Raw genomic sequence first — 21,366 nt, forward strand, 5'->3', positions numbered from 1 at the left:
ATGGATAGTTAAGTATAAAAGGCAGAGAGCAAAGCAGCTTTCTGCCTTTTATTTTTTGCAGCAGGAGGTAGTTTCGGGGCCAACCACCCCTGCCCCTCCTTAACTAAGGAGGGGAGCCTGTAACTGCTTTGGAGAAGTATAAACGTTGTAGTTACGGCTGTTGGAGAAGTTTAGATAGTATAGCAGAAGCTTAGCTCGCGGTGCAGTTTTGTCCCTTCGGGCCAGTGAAGTTGGAGACTTCAATTCTGCCTCAAGTCACGAATCTGGAAAATCGCGCCTGTATGCTTTCCAGTATACTAGTTTATACTTGAGCACAAGTATAAGCGTGAGCTATCGAATAGATTCCTGTCCTTGGGTTGAGCGCCTTGGCGGGTTCCGGTGCCCGGAGGGCAGCGCGCAAGCGCAGGTTCACGCCACCGCGCGATGCCCTTGTCGGGGGCCCCTGCACCCCCAGGACGAGCCCTCGCGGGCAAGAGCGCACCAAAGCTAAACATGAAACAGGACAAGTATAAAACTGAGGAAGAACGGCAGCTACCAAGTACAACTATAGCCATAAGTATAAAACTGCTCATAATAGCAGATGCTGTCAAACAGAAAGAATAGCTACAGCAACCGCATCTTCCTCTATCTTCCTCTATCTTCCTCTATCTTCCTCTAAAGGAAATCAAACCTAAATTACCCCCCTCCAGATGCCATTCCATTTCATCAAGGTTTAAACATGTACATCCTGCGCAAAAATCCCTAACTTATAGGCGCTAAACTATACCTTAAAACCAAACACTCTTTTTCAAATGCGAATGAACCCTAAAGTGCGTAACCTGCTGGTGGCAGCGGCAGCGGTGGTTGCAATGCCAGCTATGGCGCAGCAAGCTCCACCGGCCGACTCTGTCATCATCCGGAAGATCTACGACGATGCCCTGACCAATTATGATAGCTATAATAATCTCCGTTACCTGACCAAAAAGATTGGCGGACGCCTGGCCGGCTCACCGCAGGCCGCTGCTGCCGTGGAGTGGAGCCGCCAGGTAATGGATAGTATGGGCCTGGACCGCGTGTATGTGCAGGAAGTCATGGTGCCGCACTGGGTACGTGGCGACAAAGAGGTGGGCCAGATCTTTAATTCAAAACAACGAGGCGCAGTAGATGTGCCGATCACGGCACTTGGTGGTTCGGTGGGCACTGGCAAACAGGGGCTGAGCGCCGAGGTAGTGGAGGTGCATAACTTTGAGGAACTGGAGAAGCTGGGCAAAAAGAACGTAAAAGGCAGGATCGTTTTCTTCAACCGCCCTTTCGATAACAAACTGGTGCATACCATGGAAGCCTATAGTGGTGCGGTAGACCAACGCGGCGGCGGCCCTGTGGCAGCGGCTAAGCTGGGTGCGGTAGGCGTGATTGTTCGCTCTATGGCCAATGAACTGCAGGATGTGCCGCACACGGGCGCTACGCACTACCAGGAAGGTGTTGAGAAGATTCCGGCAGCAGCCATTAGTACCAACGGCGCTGAACTGCTGAGCAGCCTACTCCAGAAAGACCCTAACCTGAAGTTTTACATGCGCATGACCTCCGAGACGCTGCCAGATGTGAAATCTTACAACGTAATCGGGGAAATAAAAGGCTCTGAGAAGCCAGACGAGATTATCGTTGTTGGTGGCCACCTTGACTCCTGGGACCTGGCAGAAGGCGCTCATGACGATGGAACCGGCATCGTGCAGTCGATGGAAGTGCTGCGCCTGATAAAAGACTTAGGCATTAAACCAAAGCGCACCATTCGCGCTGTTATGTTTATGAACGAGGAGAACGGCCTCCGTGGCGGCACCAGGTATGCGGAAATAGCCAAGCAAAAGAATGAGAAACATGTGGCTGCGATTGAATCGGATGCCGGTGGCTTTACCCCCCGCGGCTTTGGCGTGCAAGGCAGCGATGCGCAGTTAGCAAGTGTGGCCGTATGGCAGCCGCTGCTGGCCCCATATGGCCTCAACGACTTTGAGCACGGCCATGGCGGCTCCGATATCGGACCACTGGAAGGGCAGGGCAACGTGACGTTGATCGGGTACCTGCCGGATTCGCAGCGCTACTTCGATTACCACCATACACCGATAGACGTGTTTGAGAACGTAAACCGCCGCGAAATGCAGATGGGCTCCGCCGCTATCGCTTCACTGGTATACCTCATCTCGCAGCACGGATTATAGGTGCTGCCCGGTCGAACAGGTATTTACATCTAACTTAAGTATAAAAGCCAGCCTTACTGTAAGGCTGGCTTTTTATTTTATACTACTTGCTCCAACTTAGGTTCATACAAGCTTAGAGTAGCTGACAGTTGGGCCGCATGTTTATAGATGTCATCTAGTGAAAGCAATTCATATTTAATTTCCTTTTTAGTGCTGTCAAAGAGGCCAATTTGCTTTTTAGTGCCTTCTAAGTATAATCTGCAAAGCGGTTTTCTGTTGTTATCATCCAAGAGAATGCCGAAGTAGGATTGTGTATCACGGTAATAGATGCGGCAGGCCTCAATGTTAGTTCTTAATATGGAGCGGATGATAAAGAATGCTTCCTTTTCGATTTCATGCGTTACAATCTTGGCGTCGGGCTCTTTAGCGGGTGTTACAGTTACATCTTCAGCTACTTTTTCAAGTATACCCCCCTTGCCCCTGTCCGCCTCTGTTGCCAAGGCATTTTTAAGGCGCTCGCTAATCAGATCACTGATTAATTGGTTCAGAGATTTTTTCACGAGGCCGGTAAACTGCTCTAAAACCTTTGCTGTCATCACACCCGTATGGATCTGCTTACCGAAATGCTTCACAAAAGCTTCCGTTGGATTCGCCAGTTCTTCTAACATGATGCGCTTTACCTCTCTGGAGTACTTTAATTCAGATGCAGCACTCAGAATATTATCGACATCAAACGAATTACCATGGTACTTCTTAAGCTCAAAAATGTTGGCTTCGCTAAGTTCTGTAATGTTAAACTCCCAGAATGGCTTATCGTCCATTTTGTTAGGCTCTACCAGATCGGTATAAAATTTATAGATGATACCGTTGGTCAGTATGCCTAGGCGGGTGGACGTTACATGGAAATACCGATGCAGTTGCGAGTTATGGACGTTTAAGTCTTCCTTCCAGTGCTTACACTCGATGATGATAATTGGGGTTTGCTCCTTAAAAATACAGAAGTCTACTTTTTCACCTTTCTTTATGCCCAGATCGGCTATGTATTCGGGCAAAACTTCTTGTGGGTTGAAAACATCATAGCCGAGCGCCGAAATAAAAGGCATGACAAAGCCCATCTTTGTAGCTTCTTCCGTTTGGATAGTGTCTTTAAGGCGGGACACTTTTTCACCCAACGCTTTAATTACATCAGTAAAGTCCATGAATCTTTAAATTAAGTTTGTTGAAGTTGCTTAAAATTTAAGGATAGTAATATATGGACTTTGTATTGAATTATCTAATTATATCTAAATTTTAATTTTATTACAGGTCAGATAGTTAAAGTATAGCTTCAAGGTCGTGGTAGATAATGTTTGGCGCGCTTAGGGCAGCAGCAGCGAGCTGTCGCCATAACTCAGGAAGCGGTAGCCGTTCGCTAGCGCGTGCTGGTATACTTTACGCCAGTCTTCTCCAATCAGCGCCGATACCAGCAGGAGTAGTGTACTTTCGGGCTGATGAAAGTTAGTAACCAAGCCATTGCAAATGCGGAAGGTATAGCCGGGCGCAATAATGATCTGCGTGCTGGCGTGCAGGTAGTTTGTGCTGTGTCGCTCCATGTACTGCAGCAGCGCATGCAGGGCATCGGCGGCGGCAGGCGGGGCCATACTTTCGTAAGGCTGCCACTGGCTTACGGTCAGCTCCTGCAACGGCAGTTCCGGTTGTTGCAGCACTTTGGTGCCAAGCCAGTATAAACTTTCCAGCGAACGCATGCTTGTCGTGCCCACCGGTATGATCGGGTGACCCAGTTGCGTTAGCAGGCGCTGCACCAGCAGCTTGCTGATGTAAAGCTGCTCGGCATGCATTTCGTGCGCCTCCATCACTTCGGCTTTTACCGGTTTAAACGTGCCGGCGCCCACGTGCAGCGTGAGGTAAGCAGTGGTTATACTTTGCTCGCGCAATTTTCCCAGCACGCGCTCCGTAAAGTGCAGCCCAGCCGTGGGAGCAGCTACTGCTCCTTGTTGGGCGGCATAAATCGTCTGGTAGCGGGTATGATCGTCAGGAGTGAGGTCGCGGTTGAGGTAAGGCGGCAGGGGCAGACGGCCGCAGCGCTCCAGCACCTCGGCAAAGGGCAGCTCGGCAGGTTCCCAGCGAAAGCGGATCAGGAAATGGCCCTCCTGCTGTGCCTGGCGCTCGGCCAACAGCATGCCACCCGCAAAGAACAGCTTTACAGCGCCGTTTTTCCAGCGCTTGTTATTGCCCACAAGGCACTTCCAGACGGCATTACCTGTTTGCTGCATGGCCAGTTGTACTTCGCGGTAGGGAGCCACCGGCTCCAGGCAAAATATCTCCACGACGCCTCCTGTCTCTTTCTGCATCAGCAGCCGCGCCTGCACCACTTTAGTATCGTTAAATACCAGCATGGTATGTGGTGGCAGCAGCTCGGGCAGATTGGTAAAGGTCTGATCCTGTATCCGGCCTTGGTGGTAGTATAGCAGTTTCGACTGGTCGCGCTCCGGCAGCGGAAATTTGGCAATGCGCGCTTCCGGCAGCTCGTAAACAAAATCCTTTATCGCCAGCTTTTTCGGGTTCGTAGACATGTTAAGCAGAGAGGGAGAAGTGAAGCGTTTAGCGTTATGAGGTAAGGGTTGAAAACTTTACAGGCTTTTCAAAAAGTCCTCGTCCAGAGGGGGGAGTTCTTCGTCATCATCGTGTTGGGAAGCAGCTTCCCAGTCGATCTCCTGCAGCAGTTCTACTCCTTCTAAAATGAGTTCATCCAGCTCTTCTTTGGTGCCAGCATCCAGCGTTTGTTCAAACAGGGCAAGCAACTGCTCCCGCTGCTCGTTCACGAATATCTCGTGGTAAAGGTGGTCGAAACTGGCGATCTTCTTTTGGATGATCTTGTCGATCTCTTTCGTGTTGCGGGCTTTCAGTGCCTCCTGCAGCACGGCTAGCGCCTCCACGCTTTTCTCGTTATCAGAAAGGCGCGTAAAGGCCCGCACAAAAGCAAGGGCAACACCAAGGCGCACCATTTCAAAACGATAGCCCAGCTCGTCTGCCGATTTGGCACCCGGCACCCGGGATGCTTTCAAGGCCCGCTCCAGGTGCTGGTACGCGGTGGCCAGACCGCCTTCAAACAGCTGCGGCTGCTCCGGGGCGTAAGCCGATTCGATCAGTAATTCAAAACTTCTGGCACTCATGCGCTTGTTGGTTTAGCAATTAGGCTGCAAAGGTAAAGGTTTATACGTTCTTACCCTATGCGCTGCCAAAGAGTTATACGTAGGACGGCAGTAGTGCCAATATGTGAAGCAGCATAAAAAAGGGGCGCTGCTTGTGCAGCGCCCCTTTAGAAGCAAGTCCCCAACGAGGGAGTTATTTCAGCAGCGTAACGCTTCCGGAGATCGGTGTTTCGTTAGGAGTGAGGTGGATGATGTAATAATAGGCACCTACTGGCAGCGGCTGTCCTTTTTTCGTACCATCCCACGGCGTCGTATAGCCGCGCGATTCAAACACCAGCTCGCCCCAGCGGCTGAAGATCTGCACTGAACAGTCCTCGTACGCCTCAATGTGTTTGATCTGGAACACATCATTAAACCCGTCACCATTCGGCGTGAGCACGTTGGCAGGTTGCAGCTTCGGCGATACCGTCACGGTTACCTGGTTGGTTGCTACACAGCCGCCCGCCGTGGTAACAGTAACAGTGTAGGTGGTGGTCTCCTTCGGATTGGCCATCGGGCTGGCGCTGCTGGCATCAGATAATCCTTCGGCCGGCGACCACTGGTAGGCAACACCTCCTTCGGCTGTAAGCTTTACGGCTTTGCCATAAAGTATGGCTACATCGCCGCTTACCTTTGCCACCGGCACCACAACCGTCGCCTTAACCTCGCGCCGGCCGGAGCTGGTGCACTGTGTGCTGTTCACAGCCTGCACAAAGTAGGAGGTAGAGGTTGTAAGCGCTGGCGTAGTATAGGTGGTGCCCACATGCAGCAGGTTGCCGCCTTCCGGTGCATCGTACCATTCCAGCGCCTCGCCGGTAGCGGCGGCGGCTGTAAGGGTGGCAGCACTTCCGGGACATACTTCTGCAGAAGTGCTGGTTGGTATAGCCGGTAGCGGCACCACTTCCAGTTTTACCAGGTTGCTGTAGCTTTCCGGACACGGACCGGTCGCTACTACTTTCCGGCGGAACCAGGTGGTTTTGGTATAAGCTTCGGTTGGCGTATAGTGCTGCGCCGTGGCTCCCGGAATGTCCTGGAACTTCACGCCGATCTCACTGCGCTGCCACTGGTATGTATAGCTGCCATTGGTGCCCGTCGGCTGGGTGCCCGTGAAGCGGCCGGGTATTTCACCGTAGCAGATCGGCTTCACCTCCTGCACCACATTATTACCGATGGCCGATGTGACCGTTACGAGCACGGCCCGCCGCGAGGTGCTGGTGCAGCCGCTGGTATTGCTCGCCTCTACATAAAAGGTTGTGCTGCGGGTGAGGGCTTCGGTGGTATACGAAATGCCACTGCCCAGGAACGTACCCCCTCTGGCAGCATCATACCAGTTATAGGTGATGCCGGAGAGGGCGTTCTTTACCGTAAGCACGGCGTTGCTGCCGGCGCAGGTACCCGTGTTATCCGCCAGTGGCACATTTGGCAGTGGCGACACAATCACTTGTACCATGTTGCTGATGCTTTCCGGACAAGGACCTGCCGTTTTCACTTTGCGGCGGAACCAGGTGGTGGTGGTGAGGCTGCCTGGGGCATAGTCCTGCGCGTTGCCGCCAGCGATCGGTGCGAAGTTAATGCCATCTGTGCTGCGTTCCCACTGGTACAGCAGGGTATTGCCGCCGCCTGCCGGGAAGGTGCCCGTGAGTTTGGCCGGCGCACTATTGTAGCAGATAGTCTGCTCCGTGCTGATCTCGTTTTCTGTGATCGCCGGTGCCACCGTTACCTGCACGGTAGTAGAAGCGCTGGCGCAGGCCTGGCGGCTGGCGGCAGATGCCGTTACGTTGAAAGTAGCATTCGCCAGCAGCGGCTCCGTGGTAAGGGTAGTGCCGGTATGCAGCAGCGTACCGTTCTGGTCATACCAGGTGTACACGGCATCTGCCGACGGCGTACTCACTGCTAAAGTGGCGCTGCTGCCGACGCAGACCGTTACAGCATTTACCACAGGTGCCCCCGGTTTGCTTATAACCGATACATCTACCTGCTTCAGTGCTGTGCTGGTGCAGCCAAAACCATTTTTTGCCTCGATAAAGAAGCTCTTGTTTGCTGTAAGGGTACCCGAAGTATAAGAGATGCCGGAGCCAACCTGGTTTACCCGCGCCTCATCGCTGTACCAGGTATACTGCAGGCCTGGGGCGGGGTTCTTCACCCATAGCGTCACGTTTTCGCCGGAGCAGATGCGGGCATCGTCTGCCGCAGGAGCCAAAGGCAGCGGCATTACTGTTACAACCACTGCCCTGCGCGAAGCACTCACGCAACCGCTGCCAGTTACAGCCGCTACGTAAACGGTTCTGCTTTGCGCCATACTTGGTAAAGCGAAGGTATTGCCGGTAGCCAGCAGGCCATCCCCCACAGGGGCATCATACCAACGGTAGCTCAGGGTATTATCCGGGTTTTGAACTACCAGAGTGGCTGTTTCGCCGGCGCAAACTACCTGGTTGTTTACCTGCGGCAATGCAGGCAGCGGTGTTACGTTTACGGTAACGGCAGTGCGGGCGCTGGTGCAGCCGGTGGCCGTGCTCGCCTCCACATAATAAATTCTGCCCGAGGTCAGGTTGGTAGTCGTATATGAGGTGCCTGTTGTAAGTGCGGTGCCGCCGGTAGCTAAGGTATACCAGGCATATTTTAGCGAAGCATCGGAGTTTCGCACCGCCAGTGTCGCTTTCTCCCCGGAGCAAATAGTAGCATTACTTGCTGTAGGAGCAGTAGGCTGCTGTGTTACCCGCACGGTTACAGTAGTCCGGGTGCTTCTGCAGCTTTCCGGCGTAGTGGTGCTGGCCTCTACATAGTAGTTGGTAGTGCGGTCCAGTGCCGGTGTGGTGAACGAAGAGGCTGTTTTCTGTAATACATTGTTGCCATCATACCAGTTATACTCCAGCCCTGAATCGGGCGAAGTAACCGACAAAGTAACAGACTCTCCGGCACAGATGGCTTTATCTGCGGCTACCGGAGCGCCAGGCAGCGACAACACGTGTACGGTAGCTGCGCTGCGGGCGCTGGTGCAGCCACTGGCATTCACGGCTTCCACAAAGTAAGTAGTAGTGGCTTGTACTGCTGTAAGTGGGAGTGATGATCCAGTAAAAATGCTGCTGCCACCCGTAGCTGTGGTGTACCAGCGGTAGGTCATTTCGCCGCTTGGCGCCGGTGCCGCCGAACTGATAGCGAGTGTGGCATTTCCGCCGGCACAAACGGTTAGATCCTGCACAACAGGCCTGGTGGGCAGTGGCACTACGGTTACCACAACGGTAGGGCTGGTGCTGGTCGCACAGACCGTACCGGCCGTTACTTTTCTTCGGAACCAGGTGGTTGCGGTGAGCTGCCCCGGGCTGTAGTCTCTGGCTGTGGCGCCGGTTATACTTCTGAAGCTAACACCATCTTCGCTGCTTTCCCACTGGAATATGGTGGTGCCTGTGCCGCCGAGAGGTTGTGTACCGGTAAGGCCGGCCGGCGTGCTGCCACTGCAGATGGTTTGGTCGTTGCGCACCACATTGTTGGCGAGGGGCTGTGTTACCGTTACGGTTACCGTTTTACGGCTCGCACTTGCACAGCCGCCGGCTGTTTCGGCAGCCACAAAATACGTGGTGCTGGCATTTAGGACTGGCGTAGTGAACGAGGTGCCGGTGCCTTTAAGCTCCTCATTTTCATCATACCACTTATAAGTAACAGATGGCAGGGTATTCGTGATCCAGAGAATGGCCGTGGAGCCGGCGCAGATGCTGGCATCGGCTACTGCCGGCGAGGCGGGCAGCGGCGTTACGGTCACATTAACTGTCTCCCGCGGACTGGCGCAGCCGGGCGAGGTTTTGGTAACAGCTTCCACAAAAAAGGTTGTGCTGGCCGCCGGCGTAGTAGTATAGGTGTTTCCTGTTGCCAGGGATGCGCCGTTTTCGGCATACCAGCGGTAGAGCAGGGCATCGTTGGGGTTGGCAACCGCCAGCGTTACCGGTTGGCCGGCACAGATGGTGCGATCCGCAGCTACTGGTGCGGCTGGTGGCTGAATTACACTGACAGTCACGGAACGGCGTGTAGTGCTGGTGCAACCCGAGGCGGTAGCTGCCTCTACATAGTATGTTCTGGCAGAGGTGAGAACGCTGGTAGTATAAGCAGTGCCTGTATGCACTGGCATGCCGCCTGTTGCTACGGTAAACCACCTGTATGTCAGGCCAGGAATAACGCCGCTTACCGTTAGTTCAGCAGCGCTGCCGGCACATACGCTGGCATTAGCTACCACCGGAACGGCCGGTCGTGTAGCAATGTTCACCACTACAGCCGTGCGGCTGCTCATACAGCCAGGTGTAGTAGCCGTGGTTGCCGCTACATAAAATATTGTGTTGCTGCTGATCGGGTTGGTAACGTACGTTGTGCCGGTGGCGAGCAGTGTGCCGTTACCGTCGTACCAGCTATAGGTTAGGCCGGCTTCCTGGTTGTTGACTGCTAATGTTGCCTGCTCGCCGGCGCAGATGTTCTGGTCGGAAGTTAGCGGCGCCTCCGGTAGTGGCAAAACGGTAGCTGTAACTGTTCTGCGGGGGCTGATGCAGCCATTGGCATTCACGGCCTCCACATAATAGGTAGTGGTGCTTTCCAGCGGAGCTGTGGTGAAAGAGGTACCAGCCAGCATGGCGCTTCCTCCGACAGGCGTAGTATACCAGCGGTAGGTATACGTCGTGTTCACATCCTGAATACGCAGGGTGGCGGTGGAGCCCTCACACACGGTGGCATTGTCTGCTGCCGGAGTAGCCGGTACCGGTGTGATCGTAATCTGCGCCACGTTGCTTACCTGGGCAGCACAGGCACCAACCGCGCTTACTTTACGTCGGAACCAAGTGGTAATATTAAGTGCATTCGGTGTATAGTCTGAGGTTGTGACACCCGCTATACTTGTAAAATTCACCCCATCTTCGCTGCGTTCCCACTGGTAACTATAGTTGCCGCCACCGCCGTTCGGCAGTGACCCGGTGAGTGTTGCCGGAGTGCTGCCGCTGCAGATGGTCTGGTTGGCGTTGATAAAGTTGTTCGAGATAGCAGGCGTAACAGTTACCACTACAGTGCTGCGGGCAGGACTGCTGCAGGTGGTGCTGGTATTGGTAACGGCCTCCAGGCTGTAGGTAGTGCTGGTGTTGAGGTTGCCGGTTGTAAACGATACGCCCGTACCTGCCAGTGCTCCGCCCAGGTACCAGTTGTATACCACGTTCGGCTCCTGGTTGCTCACCCACAAGGTAGTGCTGCTGCCGGCACAGATGGTCACGTTGTTCGCCTCCGGTATGGCAGGGAGTGGGGTTATAGTTATAGTTACAGTTCTACGGCTGGGGCTGCTGCAACCCGTTGCTGTTACGGCCTCCACAAAATAGGTAGCATTGGCTGTTAAAGTAGGAGTTGTGTACGTGTCGCCGGTGGCTAACAGGGAGCCTTCGGCTGCGGCATCATACCAGGCATAGGAGAGTTCCGCATCCGGGTTTGTTACAGCCAAAGTGGCCGGCTGCCCGGCGCAGATAGCGGCGTTAGCAGCCAGCGGAGCTGCTGGCAACGGTGTTACCGCTACAGCCACTTCCGTTCTGGCACTGGCACAGCCTGCTGCCGTTACAGCCTCTACGTAGTATGATTTGTCGGAGGTAAGGACAGGGGTGGTGTACGTGCTGCTGGTCGCGATAGCTGTTCCGCCGGCAGGTGCTGTATACCACCTATATGTTAGATTCGGGTCTACAACCTGCACCGCAAGTATGGCCGTGCTGCCTGAGCAAGTAGCTGTGTTGGCCGCAATGGGCAACTGCGGCAGCGGGGCTACCTCTACCGTTACCGTGGTGCGGGCACCGGCAGTACACTGCGGCGTGGCAACGTAGGATGCTTCCACAACATAAACCATCGTCTGCTGTAACACCGGAGTAGGGAAAGACACGCCGGTGTAAACCAAGGTTCCATCTGTTGAATACCACTTGTAGTTAACGCCTGTTTCAGGTGCTGTCACCGCCAGGGTGGTGGTCTGGCCTGCGCAGATAGCTTTGTTTGCAACAGCCGGCGTAGCAGGTAGCTGCCGTACGCTTACGGTAACGGCTCTGCGGGGACTGATGCAGCCGGTGCTGTTCATCGCTTCTACATAAAACGTGGTGGTGGCGCTGAGTTCAGGTGTTTCAAATGTAGGTTCTGAACGGAGCGGACTCCCTCCGGTAGCTGCAGCGAACCAGCGGTAAGTTAGCGTGCTGCTGGCGTTACTTACCTGCAGAATGGCAGTTGTGCCGGCGCAGATGGTAGCGCCCGCCACAGCTGGTGTAGCAGGTGGAAGCGTTATAGTTACTAAGATGCTGTTGCTGTTACTGGTGGCGCAGGGGCTGCCAGTGGCCGTTACTTTCCGGCGGTACCAGGTATTGGCGGTTAGGGCCACATCCGGCGTATAGTTCTGGCTGGTGGCGCCGCTAATGCTGGTGAAGTTAATGCCGTCCGTGCTGCGCTCCCACTGGTAAGTATAAGTGCCACTTCCCCCATCCGGCGTTAGGCCGGTGAACGGGTCAGGAACAGCGCCGGTACAGATCGTTTGCGCATCGCTGATGCTGTTGTTGGTAATCGGCGCTACAACATTGACATAAATCGTTTTCCGCTGTGCACTGGCGCAGGAGGTGGATGTGTTCGTTACGGCCTCTACCGCATAAGCAGTACTTACTTCCAGGGCAGGCGTTGTGTAAGAGGTGCCGGTCGCAAGGTATGCGCCAGCCTGATCGTACCACCTGTAGAGGAGGCCGCTGCTTGGGTTGGCTACCCACAAGGTAACGGTGCCGCCGCAAACGGTTTCGTCATTGGCCTGTGGCATCGCAGGTAGCGGCGTAACCGTAACTCTGACCGCGCTACGGGCAGTACTGGCGCAACCGTTCTGGGTAGCTGCCGCCAGGTAGTAGGTGGTGCTGGCCTGCAGGGCAGGGGTTGTATACGTAGTGCCGGAAGCCAGCAGGTTGCCATCAACGGCCGCATCATACCAGTTATACACTAAGTTGTCTGCGGCATTGCTGACGCTAAGGCTGGCAGTAGCACCAGCGCAAACAGCCACATTGGCTGCTGCCGGTGTGGCTGGCAGGGGAACCACTTCTACAACTACAGCGGTGCGGGCACTGGTGCAGCCGCCCCTATTCACAGCCTCTACATAGTAGGTTCTGCCTGAGGTAAGGGCGCTGGTGGTCAGGGCCGGGCTCTCTTCTATCGCGGTGCCACCAGTCGGAGTTGTGTACCACTTGTACGTGATGGCCGGGTCGATGATGTTGACCTCAAGGTGCGCCGTGCTGCCGGAGCAGATGGTTACACTGTTGGCAACAGGCATCTCCGGGGTGGTGGTAACGGTTACAGCTACAGCCCGGCGGCCGCTCACACAGGCCGGAGTTGTGGTGGTGGAGGCTTCTACATAAAAAGTAGTGCTGGCGCTGAGCGGATCGGGTGTGGTAAAGGAAGTGCCGGTGCCCACTTGTGTTCCGGTATTATCATACCAGGTATACACCAGGTTCTGCGCAGAGGCGGCAACTGTTAACGTGGCTTTCTGTCCCTGGCAAACCAACTTGTCTGGTACCTGAGGCAGCTCTGGCAAAGGCGTTACATAGACGGTAACGGCTCTGCGGGCACTCACGCAGTTGGTGCTGTTCACGGCTTCCACATAATACGTGGTGGTAGTGCTGAGCTCAGGCGTTTCAAAGGTGTCTTTTATGTCCAGAATGGTGCCGCCTGTGGCCGCCGCATACCAGCGGTAAGTATAACCGGGAGTGATGTCGCGTATGGCTAGTGTAGCTGTAGTACCCGCACATATGGTCGCGGTGCTGGCAAATGGCGTAGCCGGCGGGGCCGCTGTGGTGATCTGAACGGCTGTACTGTAGCTAGGCCCGCAAGGACCGGTGGCGCTTACTTTTCGTCGGAACCAGGTAGTAGTGGTGAGGGTACCCGGATTATAGTTGCGGTTTGTAGCACCCGTTATACTTGTATAGCTGCTGCCATCTACACTTTGTTCCCATTGGTAAACATAGTCTGTGCCGCCGCCGCTGGGTACGGAACCTTGCAGGGTAGCAGGCGCACTGCCACTGCAAATGGTCTGGCTCGCAGTGATGGTGTTGTTGGTGATAACAGGTGTAACCGTTACCGTTACGGCTTTGCGCGTTGCACTGGTACAGGCGGTGCTGTTATCCGTCACAGCTTCCAGGTAGTAGGTGGTGTTTTCAGTTAAAGGGCCGGTATTGTAGAAGATGTTGGTGCCAACTTGTGTACCTGCTTCATCATACCATTTATACTTGAGGGAAGCATCCGGATTCTGCACAGAGAGAATGGCAAAGCCGCCGGCACAGGTTGTTTTGTTTTCTGCTACCGGCTCCGCTGGCAGTGCTGTAACCGTAACATTAACTGCTTGGCGTGAAGCGCTGGCGCAGCCTGTGCCGGTCATTGCTTCCAGGTAATAAGTGGTAGTGGCCTGCAATGCCCCGGTCGGGAATATTTCGCCGGTGGCTAATGGCGTAGTGGCGCTGCTGGAGGCGTACCAGTTATATGTAAGCGCAGCACTGGCATTTGTTACGGCAAGTTCTACGGTTTGTCCGACGCAAATGGTGGCGTTGGCAGCAAGCGGTGTTTCAGGCAATGGCGTAACATTTACCTGCACCGGCTTTCTGCTACTGGCACAGCCACCGGCTGTCACGGCCTCCACATAGTAGGTTTTTCCCGATGTAAGCACAGGCGTCGGAAAGCTTGTGCCTGTCCGGGTGGCGGTTGAGCCTGTGGCCGAAGTATACCATTTGTAGGTGAAGCCGGCATCAGGATTCTGTACCTGTAGCAGGCCGCTGGTGCCGGCGCAAAGCGTTATATCGTCTACTGTTGGCAGGCCAGGGAGCGGAGTAACAGTCAAAGTAACAGCGCTGCGCGGGCTCGAACAAGTAGGGGTGGATGTATACGTTGCCTCCAGGTAGTATAAAGTGGTGGCTTGTGCATTGGCTACTGTCAGCGACGACTGGCTGGAAAGCAGCTGCCCATTGGCATCATACCACTTATAAGTGAGCCCGGTAGCAGGCGAGGCAACCGTTAAGATGGCACTTTGTCCGTAGCAGACTGTTTTATCCGCTGCCACGGGCGCTTCCGGTAATACCCGTACCACTACCGTTACCGCCCGGCGTGGGCTGATACAGCCGCTGGCGTTGGTGGCTTCCACGTAAAACGTTGTGGTGGCATCCAGCGCATCAGTCGTAAAGGTAGGTTCGGTGCTTAGGATATTGCCTGCCGTAGCTGCAGTGTACCATTTATAAGTAGTTCCGGCTGCTGGAGCACTTACCTGCAGGGTTGCCGTTGCCCCGGTGCAGATAGTTTGATTATCGGCTATCGGAGTGGCTGGCAATGCATTTATCATTACCTGTACTGTGTTGCTGTAACTTGTAGCGCAGGTATTGTTGCCGTTTACGCGCCTCCTGTACCAGGTTGTTGTTGTGAGCACGTCCGGGCTGTAGCCTGGCGCCGTAGCTCCGCTGATAGCAGTAAAAATAGTACCGTTATCGCTTTTCTCCCACTGGTAAGCAAGTATGCCGCTGCCGCCGGTAGCTGTGGTGCCGGTGAGGGGTGCTGGTGTGCTGCCGCTGCAGATGGCCTGGCTGGCGGTGATGCTGTTATTGAGAATGGGCGGAATAACGTTTACCGTCACTGCGCGGCGGCCGGGACTGGCACAGGCAGATGAGTTGCTGGTAACCGCATCTACTTCATACATGGTGCTGGAGGTAAGATTGCCAGTTTGTAGTGAGGTGCCGGTTTGCAGCAAGGCACCGTCGCGGTACCAGCGGTACGTGAAGGCGGCGTTCGGATTACTGATATACAGTGTCGTTCCATTGTCCGCGCAGATCGTAGCACCTGCTACCTCAGGTATAGCTGGTAAATCGGTTACCGTTACAGCAACTGCTTTTCGGGTGGCGCTGGCACAACCTGCTTCATTTACAGCCTGCACGAAATAGGTGGTGCTGGCCGAGAGCGCGTCTGGTGTCATGAAGCTGTTGCCTGAGGCAAGCAGGCTGCCTCCCTGGGCAGCATCATACCACTGGTAAGCCAGGCTCGGGTCCGGAGCCAGTACAGAGAGGGTGGCTTTGGTGCCGCTGCAAACCGTTACATTATCCGAAACAGGCACCGCAGGAAGGGGAGCCACTGTAACTGTAACCGGCCGGCGAGGGGTGCTCACACAGCCAAAAGCGGTAACAGCCTCTACATAATAGGTTTTGCTGGAGGTGAGTACTTCTGTTGTCAGGCTGCTGGCATCCAGGGAAACAGCTGTTCCGCCCGTTGCTGCAGTATACCAGTTGTAGCGAAGGTCGTCATTTGGCGAAGGAATCTGCAGGGTGGCTTCTGAGCCGGTACAGATCGTTTTGCCAGGTATGGCCGGTACTACCGGCAGCGGGTTTACCGTTACAGTCACCAGGTTGCTAACTACTGCAGCGCAGGTGCCCGCTGTAGTGCCCGCCATCCGGCGGAACCAGGTAGTGGCGCTTGGCGCTGCCGGCGAGTAGTTGCGGCTGGTGGCTCCCGGGATGTTGGTGAACAATGTACCGTCCTCGCTGTACTGCCACTGGTATGTATAGCCCCCTCCGCCACCTTCCGGTGTACTGCCTTGTATTGAAGCAGGTATTTCGCCGCGGCACAGCATCTGATTGCCTGTAATGGTGTTGTTATTGATCGGCTGTAGCACTGTTACAACTACAGCCGTTTTGGGGCTCGTACAGCCTGGCGAGGCGTTGGTAACTGCTTCCACGTAAAAAGTAGCGTCCGCTGCCAATGGCCCTGTGGAATAGCTGGTGCCGGTCGCGAGTAAGGTGCCACTGCTGTTATACCACCTGTAAAAAAGAGTGGCATTGGTAGGATTAACGGACAGCGTGGCGCTGCTGCCGGAACAAACGGTTGCTCCGCTGGCCAAAGGTGCAGCCGGAGGCGTGGTTACCGTAACGGTTACAGGCCGGCGGGTAGAAATACAGCCTGCAGCGGTTGTTGCCTCCACATAATAAGTTTTATCAGATGTAAGCGCTCCGGTGGGAAAAGTGCTGCCTGTGCCAAGTATGCTGCCACCGGAGGCGGTGTCATACCAGCGGTAAGTATAAGTCGCCGGGTCGGCATTGGAGATGATAATGGTCGTGCCAGAGCCGGCACAGGCCACCGGATCTGTAATGTTGATAGAAACGGGCAGCGGTGCCACACTAATGCGCACGGCATTACTGGTAGACTGCGGACACGAACTGGTAGAACTGACCTTGCGACGGTACCAGGTAGTGATGGAGAGTGTGCCGGGAGCAAAGCCCTGGGCATTAGCGCCTGGGATATCTGTATAATCAGAACCGTTCTCGCTGCGTTGCCACTGGTAAGTATAGGTGCCGCCACCACCTTGCGGTATCGTTCCTGTTAACGGGGCAGGAGTACCGCCGCTGCACAAAGACTGATCGGAGCTGACTGTATTGCCGGTAATAGGAGCGGTAACGGTAGCCCTGGCTTCTACGCGGGCTGTGGTGCTGGAGCAGGCGCTGTTGGCTGTAGAGGAGGCTTCTGCAAAAAAGCTGGTTGTAGCTGTAAGTGCCTGTGGTGTGGTAAACGAGGGTCCGGTGCCGATAGCAGTGGCACTGCCGGCAGTGGCATACCACTTGTAAACCGTACTCTGATCGGCGTTGGCGACTCTGAAAGTTGCCTGCGTCCCGTAGCAAACGATCACGTCCTCTACTATGGGGAGCACAGGGCGCGGTATAACCGTTATTTTGAGCACATTGGATTCTTCCCCGCAGAAGTTGTTGTAGGATACTCTTTTAAACCATGTAGTTTGCGATAAAGGAGAAGGCGTATAGTCCCTGTTCCGGGCAGAGGCAATGGGGAAAAAGTCGCTATCGAATCCGGTGGTGCTTTGGAACCACTGATACCTCATAAAACTTGAGTTCGGAGCATTGCCGGAGATGGTGCCCGGAGTTTCCCCACTGCAGACCTGCTGGCTGTTGGTACTAATGCCGCCGCCATTACCTGTAGACGAAGAGGAGGTGAGGGAGGCCATGGTACGGGTAGCGCTGGTGCAGCCAGAGCGGGTAGTCGCTTCAATATAATAGTTTCCGGGTGTGCTGGTTGTGTACGTAGTGCCCCAGACCAGCGGTGTGCCCCCAGAGGGTACATTATACCACTTATAGAGATAGTCCGGATTAGGACTTGTGACCCAAAGGGTGCCTTGCATACCGGTACACATACCCCCATTTTCAACAACCGGCGCGCTCGGGCGGGCATCTACCGTAATGGCCTGTGTAGCCGTGGCCGACCCGCAACTGCTGCTTACAGTTATACTTACCTGGTAAGTATGGCCTTCCTGAAAACTGAAGCTCGGGTAATCAACAGATGCGCTCACCACACCATCAATTGTCCACCTATATGTGGCAATGGTTCCGGAGTAAGTGGGCTTGTGGGCAGCACTTGTGTTGTTGAAAGCAATAGTTACAGGCCCACAGTAAACCTGGCTTCCAGGCAGTGAAACGGAGGGAACCTGACACCCTTGCGCCAGTACCTGCTCCGGACAAAAGCTGATAAGAAAGAAGGCGAGGAGTAACGGTAAAATTTGTTTCATACAAAGATATTATACTTCTTTTAAATCCTGGTATAATGCAGTAAGTGCAATTCCAGTAGCAAACTAATGTTTAAAAATTAATTAGGATTATTTGTATAAGGTATTTTGTTTATTGCGTTCCATGTAGTACTTGTGAAAGGTATAATTAAATTGTTTCATATTTTGATAGAGTTTGTCATATATAAAGCAATTATACATAAAATGCACATTTTAAAAGCTATAAATAAGGATAATTTAAAGGTGGGTGTCACAGTTTTTTTAACAGTTGTAGGGTTGCTGAATAGTTTTAAAATATAAACTTACTTGTTTAGCGTAGCACAGATTAAATGTATTTTGGAAAAGGGGAGAGGCTAATAGGGTGGGAAAGTATAATAATGCACGAGGAAGAATATGTTGCTGAAGGGCAAAAAAAAGCCCGAGACTGGCTCAGGCTTTCGTAAGGGATAGATCAAGTTTATTTTATTTACCAGACCCAGGTAGGACAAATCACTTTGCGGCTGTTGTTTAGTTTAAGGCCTAACACTATTTCATGGCTGCCTGCGCTTACCTGGTTTAAGCTGGAGGTGGTAACATCATATGCATAGCTGATATCCAGGAGCGCATTCATGTTAACGCCTGCCATCAGAGCCATCGCGTCGCCTTTGCGGTACGACACGCCACCCCATACGCGCTGGGCATACAGCATGCGCAGATTAACATCAATCGCTGGCGCTGCCGACTCGGTCGCTTTAACCATGACAGAGGGTATGATCGACAAGTCCTGGCTGGGCTGCAGGCGCCAGCCAGCGGTGCCGTAAAAGTGTGGCTGTTGGCGCATGTGCGGCTGACTGATCGTGCCGCCCTGTTCCAGGTCGTTGCTGTTGCGCAATAACTGTCCTCCCGAAACACCCAGAAAGAAATCCGGACTATACAGCCAGAACCCAATACCTAGATCTGCCTTGGTTGCATTTTGCACCGCCCCTGACAAGTACGGGTCGTTCGGGTCGAAAGCGATGGCATGCTGGGTGTTCACAGTAAACTGGGTAATACCACTGGAGATGCCACTTGCCAGCGTCAGGTAACGGTTCAGAGGCTGGTGGTACGCATAGCTCAGGTTAACGGTGGAGGTGCGCAGCAGGCCCGCTTTGTCTACCATAGCCACCATGCCTACCCCGTGGTGCGGAATGGCATGCTTGTACGTGCTGCGCTTCGAAAAGCCGCCGCGGGCGCTAACTCCTTTCGACGAGTTGGGCTCGTTATAACCAATAGAGCCCTGCAAAGAAGCATAGAAGCTGGTAGGGGCGCCCTCCAGTCCTGTCCACTGCATTCTGTACCCCAGCCGTAAATCGGTATAACTTTCGATACCGCCAACTGCCGGATTGGTGATGTAGTTGTTTTGCACATACTGCGTGTATTGCGGCCGCTGTTGCGCCAGCACTACCACTACAGTTATTGCATAAAGTAAAACTATCAGTAAAATTGTTTTCATATTGTTCTCGCTTGTTCACCTCTTGCTACTAGCCAGCTGCCAGGTTGCTGTTCTTATACTTGGTACTACCTAAGCAGCACCAGAACTGCCAACTTCTGGTTCAGTAGTAGTGCCGAATCACTATTCTATAGGTTTGTTGCAGTTCTGGCAGACTGGTAGCTCCGGAGCCGTACTTATTCCTGCTTGTAGAAGTACGCACGTGTTTCTGGTGCTCAGGCCTGCCGGCTTTTATACTTACTCAATAGCCCTGTTGCTACTGCCCGGCCTGCTAGCTCTACCTTGTCTTTTTAAAATCATGTTCATTATAGGTATTTGCAAATTTGAAGTTTACAAAGATGTTGACTACCTGTAAGTATAGCAAATATACTATAAGTAAGCGTTTAAAAAAGCGTTATAGGAGATATTTTGCAGTTTCAGGTATGAAATAAGGGGAGAAGGTGATTTATGTAAATAGTACTTAATACATGTAGAGCTGCAGCAGGGCTGCTTTGTTTATGTTGAACTAGCTTACAGGAGAAAGGCTGTACTACCTTTCTGGGTTCGTAGTCTTACTTTGGTTGTTTGAATTAGCTTATGGCTTCCGTTGGCTAGCTGTTAGCACCAGTTGCTGGCTATTACTATCTCCCGACGATTGGCTACTCCCTGTTGAGATCCTCTTCCTTATGCTGCCAAGGTGCCGCGCCCTGTCTTAAGGCAAAACAATCATCAAATTGAATTTAATTTTCCAAAAGTATACTCCTATAGGATTGACCTGAAAAGGCTTTTCAATTCTTTACTAGTATTGCGCTAAGCAAAATTAATCCTGCTGTTTATCAGGTACTTAAGACTGTTAAAACGTAAATATTTATGATATAATATATAACGATTATAAGTATTTTTTTTACTGTTAAAAATTTATTTAAAATATTTTGTAAAAAATATGTCATCGGCTGTAACGAAATTTATTTATTTCTGTACATATCCAATGAATTGTTAAACTAAATATATAACCATTGAGATATAGCGAGAAATAATTACACTTAATAGCAGCAGCTCCTGAAATTCTATCAGCTTTGGAAGCAAGATGAGCTGCGTGTAAGCCTTGTTAAGCTACAATAAATCTTTATTAACCTTTGCCAAGTGCAAACTTTGGCAACTCACAATGTAATTCCAGTTCTCTTACGAGCGCTGGGTCGCTGCATTGTTACCCTGTTACACCCTTTTGTGAAGCTCAGAGTAGCTTTTATTATACCTGATGTAGCTAAAGTATAAGTACGAACCCAACTCCAATACCCCAAACCCTTTATCCCTAATTTGTATGTCTAAAAATTTTACAAAGCTGATTACACACGCTTTTAAAACCCGACTTTACCTTAATGCCACAGTAGGGTTACTGTGGCTGTTTCTATTGCTGCTGGCTAATATGGCTTCGGCGCAGACAAGTACAACAATAGAAGCTTGCGAAGGTAAGTCAATAACACTTTCTGTTACTTCACAAGATGTAAGGAGACAGTGGCAAGTTAGTAGTTCTGAGAGTGGGCCGTATAATGATATTTCAGGACAGACAAATTTATCTTACACCTTCACCCCAACAGCATCGGATAATGGGAAATATTATAGGGTGAGATTTACTAATAATGGTGGTAATAACCCTTCATTCAGTAATGTACTACTTCTCAATGTAAATTCAATTCCTTCAGCACCAACTGCACCTGCTGTAAGCCGCTGTGGAAATGGTACTGTAAATTTATTAGCATCTGGTGCGCCGAGCGGCGGTAGCTATAGATGGTATACAGTAGCTACAAACGGAACACCTAGTAGTACAACAACTGCAACATTTACAACACCAAATATTACTGCTGGAACAAGTTTAACCTATTATGTAAGCACCGTTAATGCTGCAGGTTGCGAGAGTACCTCTAGAACTGCTGTAACAGCTACGGCTAGCCCTTTACCGTCGGTTGTTATCACCAACCCCGCTGCTGTATGCTCACCTGG

6 protein-coding genes and 1 pseudogene are annotated in these 21,366 nt (G+C 52.7%); 2 read left to right on the top strand and 5 right to left on the bottom strand.

What is annotated here, in order from left to right; all coding sequences use genetic code 11:
• Nucleotides 1-791: 791 nt before the first annotated feature.
• On the top strand, nucleotides 792-2,192 hold the full coding sequence (locus ABDW72_RS19040) for a M20/M25/M40 family metallo-hydrolase (RefSeq protein ID WP_430438167.1): 1,401 nt from the start codon (nucleotides 792-794) through the stop codon (nucleotides 2,190-2,192).
• Nucleotides 2,193-2,269: 77 nt separating this feature from the next.
• Here ABDW72_RS19040 and ABDW72_RS19045 read toward each other — a convergent pair whose 3' ends face one another.
• The 5 genes from ABDW72_RS19045 to ABDW72_RS19065 form a co-directional block, all read right to left on the bottom strand.
• Nucleotides 2,270-3,370 carry a type I restriction endonuclease gene (locus ABDW72_RS19045; protein WP_347160195.1) on the bottom strand — a complete coding sequence of 367 codons (1,101 nt, stop codon included), beginning with the start codon at nucleotides 3,368-3,370 and terminating at the stop codon, nucleotides 2,270-2,272.
• 159 nt (nucleotides 3,371-3,529) lie between these two features.
• Complete coding sequence (locus ABDW72_RS19050) at nucleotides 3,530-4,744, bottom strand: S-adenosylmethionine:tRNA ribosyltransferase-isomerase (RefSeq protein ID WP_347160196.1); 1,215 nt, start codon at nucleotides 4,742-4,744, stop codon at nucleotides 3,530-3,532.
• 57 nt (nucleotides 4,745-4,801) lie between these two features.
• Entirely contained in the window at nucleotides 4,802-5,344 is a 543-nt protein-coding gene (locus ABDW72_RS19055; protein ID WP_347160197.1) for a hypothetical protein, read from the bottom strand.
• A gap of 172 nt (nucleotides 5,345-5,516) precedes the next feature.
• Nucleotides 5,517-17,921, bottom strand: coding sequence for an Ig-like domain-containing protein (locus tag ABDW72_RS19060; RefSeq protein WP_347160198.1), 12,405 nt, complete (start codon nucleotides 17,919-17,921; stop codon nucleotides 5,517-5,519).
• Nucleotides 17,922-18,384: 463 nt separating this feature from the next.
• A complete protein-coding gene (locus tag ABDW72_RS19065; RefSeq protein WP_347160199.1) occupies nucleotides 18,385-19,389 on the bottom strand; it encodes a PorP/SprF family type IX secretion system membrane protein in 1,005 nt (334 codons plus the stop codon).
• A 1,402-nt stretch (nucleotides 19,390-20,791) separates the two neighbouring features.
• On the opposite strand from ABDW72_RS19065, the pseudogene ABDW72_RS20405 reads away from it, so the two are divergent.
• Nucleotides 20,792-21,307 (top strand): annotated as a pseudogene (locus tag ABDW72_RS20405) (immunoglobulin domain-containing protein); the annotation flags it as partial.
• Nucleotides 21,308-21,366: the final 59 nt, after the last annotated feature.

Origin of the sequence: Pontibacter chitinilyticus (assembly GCF_039748935.1) — a bacterium.
GTDB lineage: Bacteria > Bacteroidota > Bacteroidia > Cytophagales > Hymenobacteraceae > Pontibacter > Pontibacter chitinilyticus.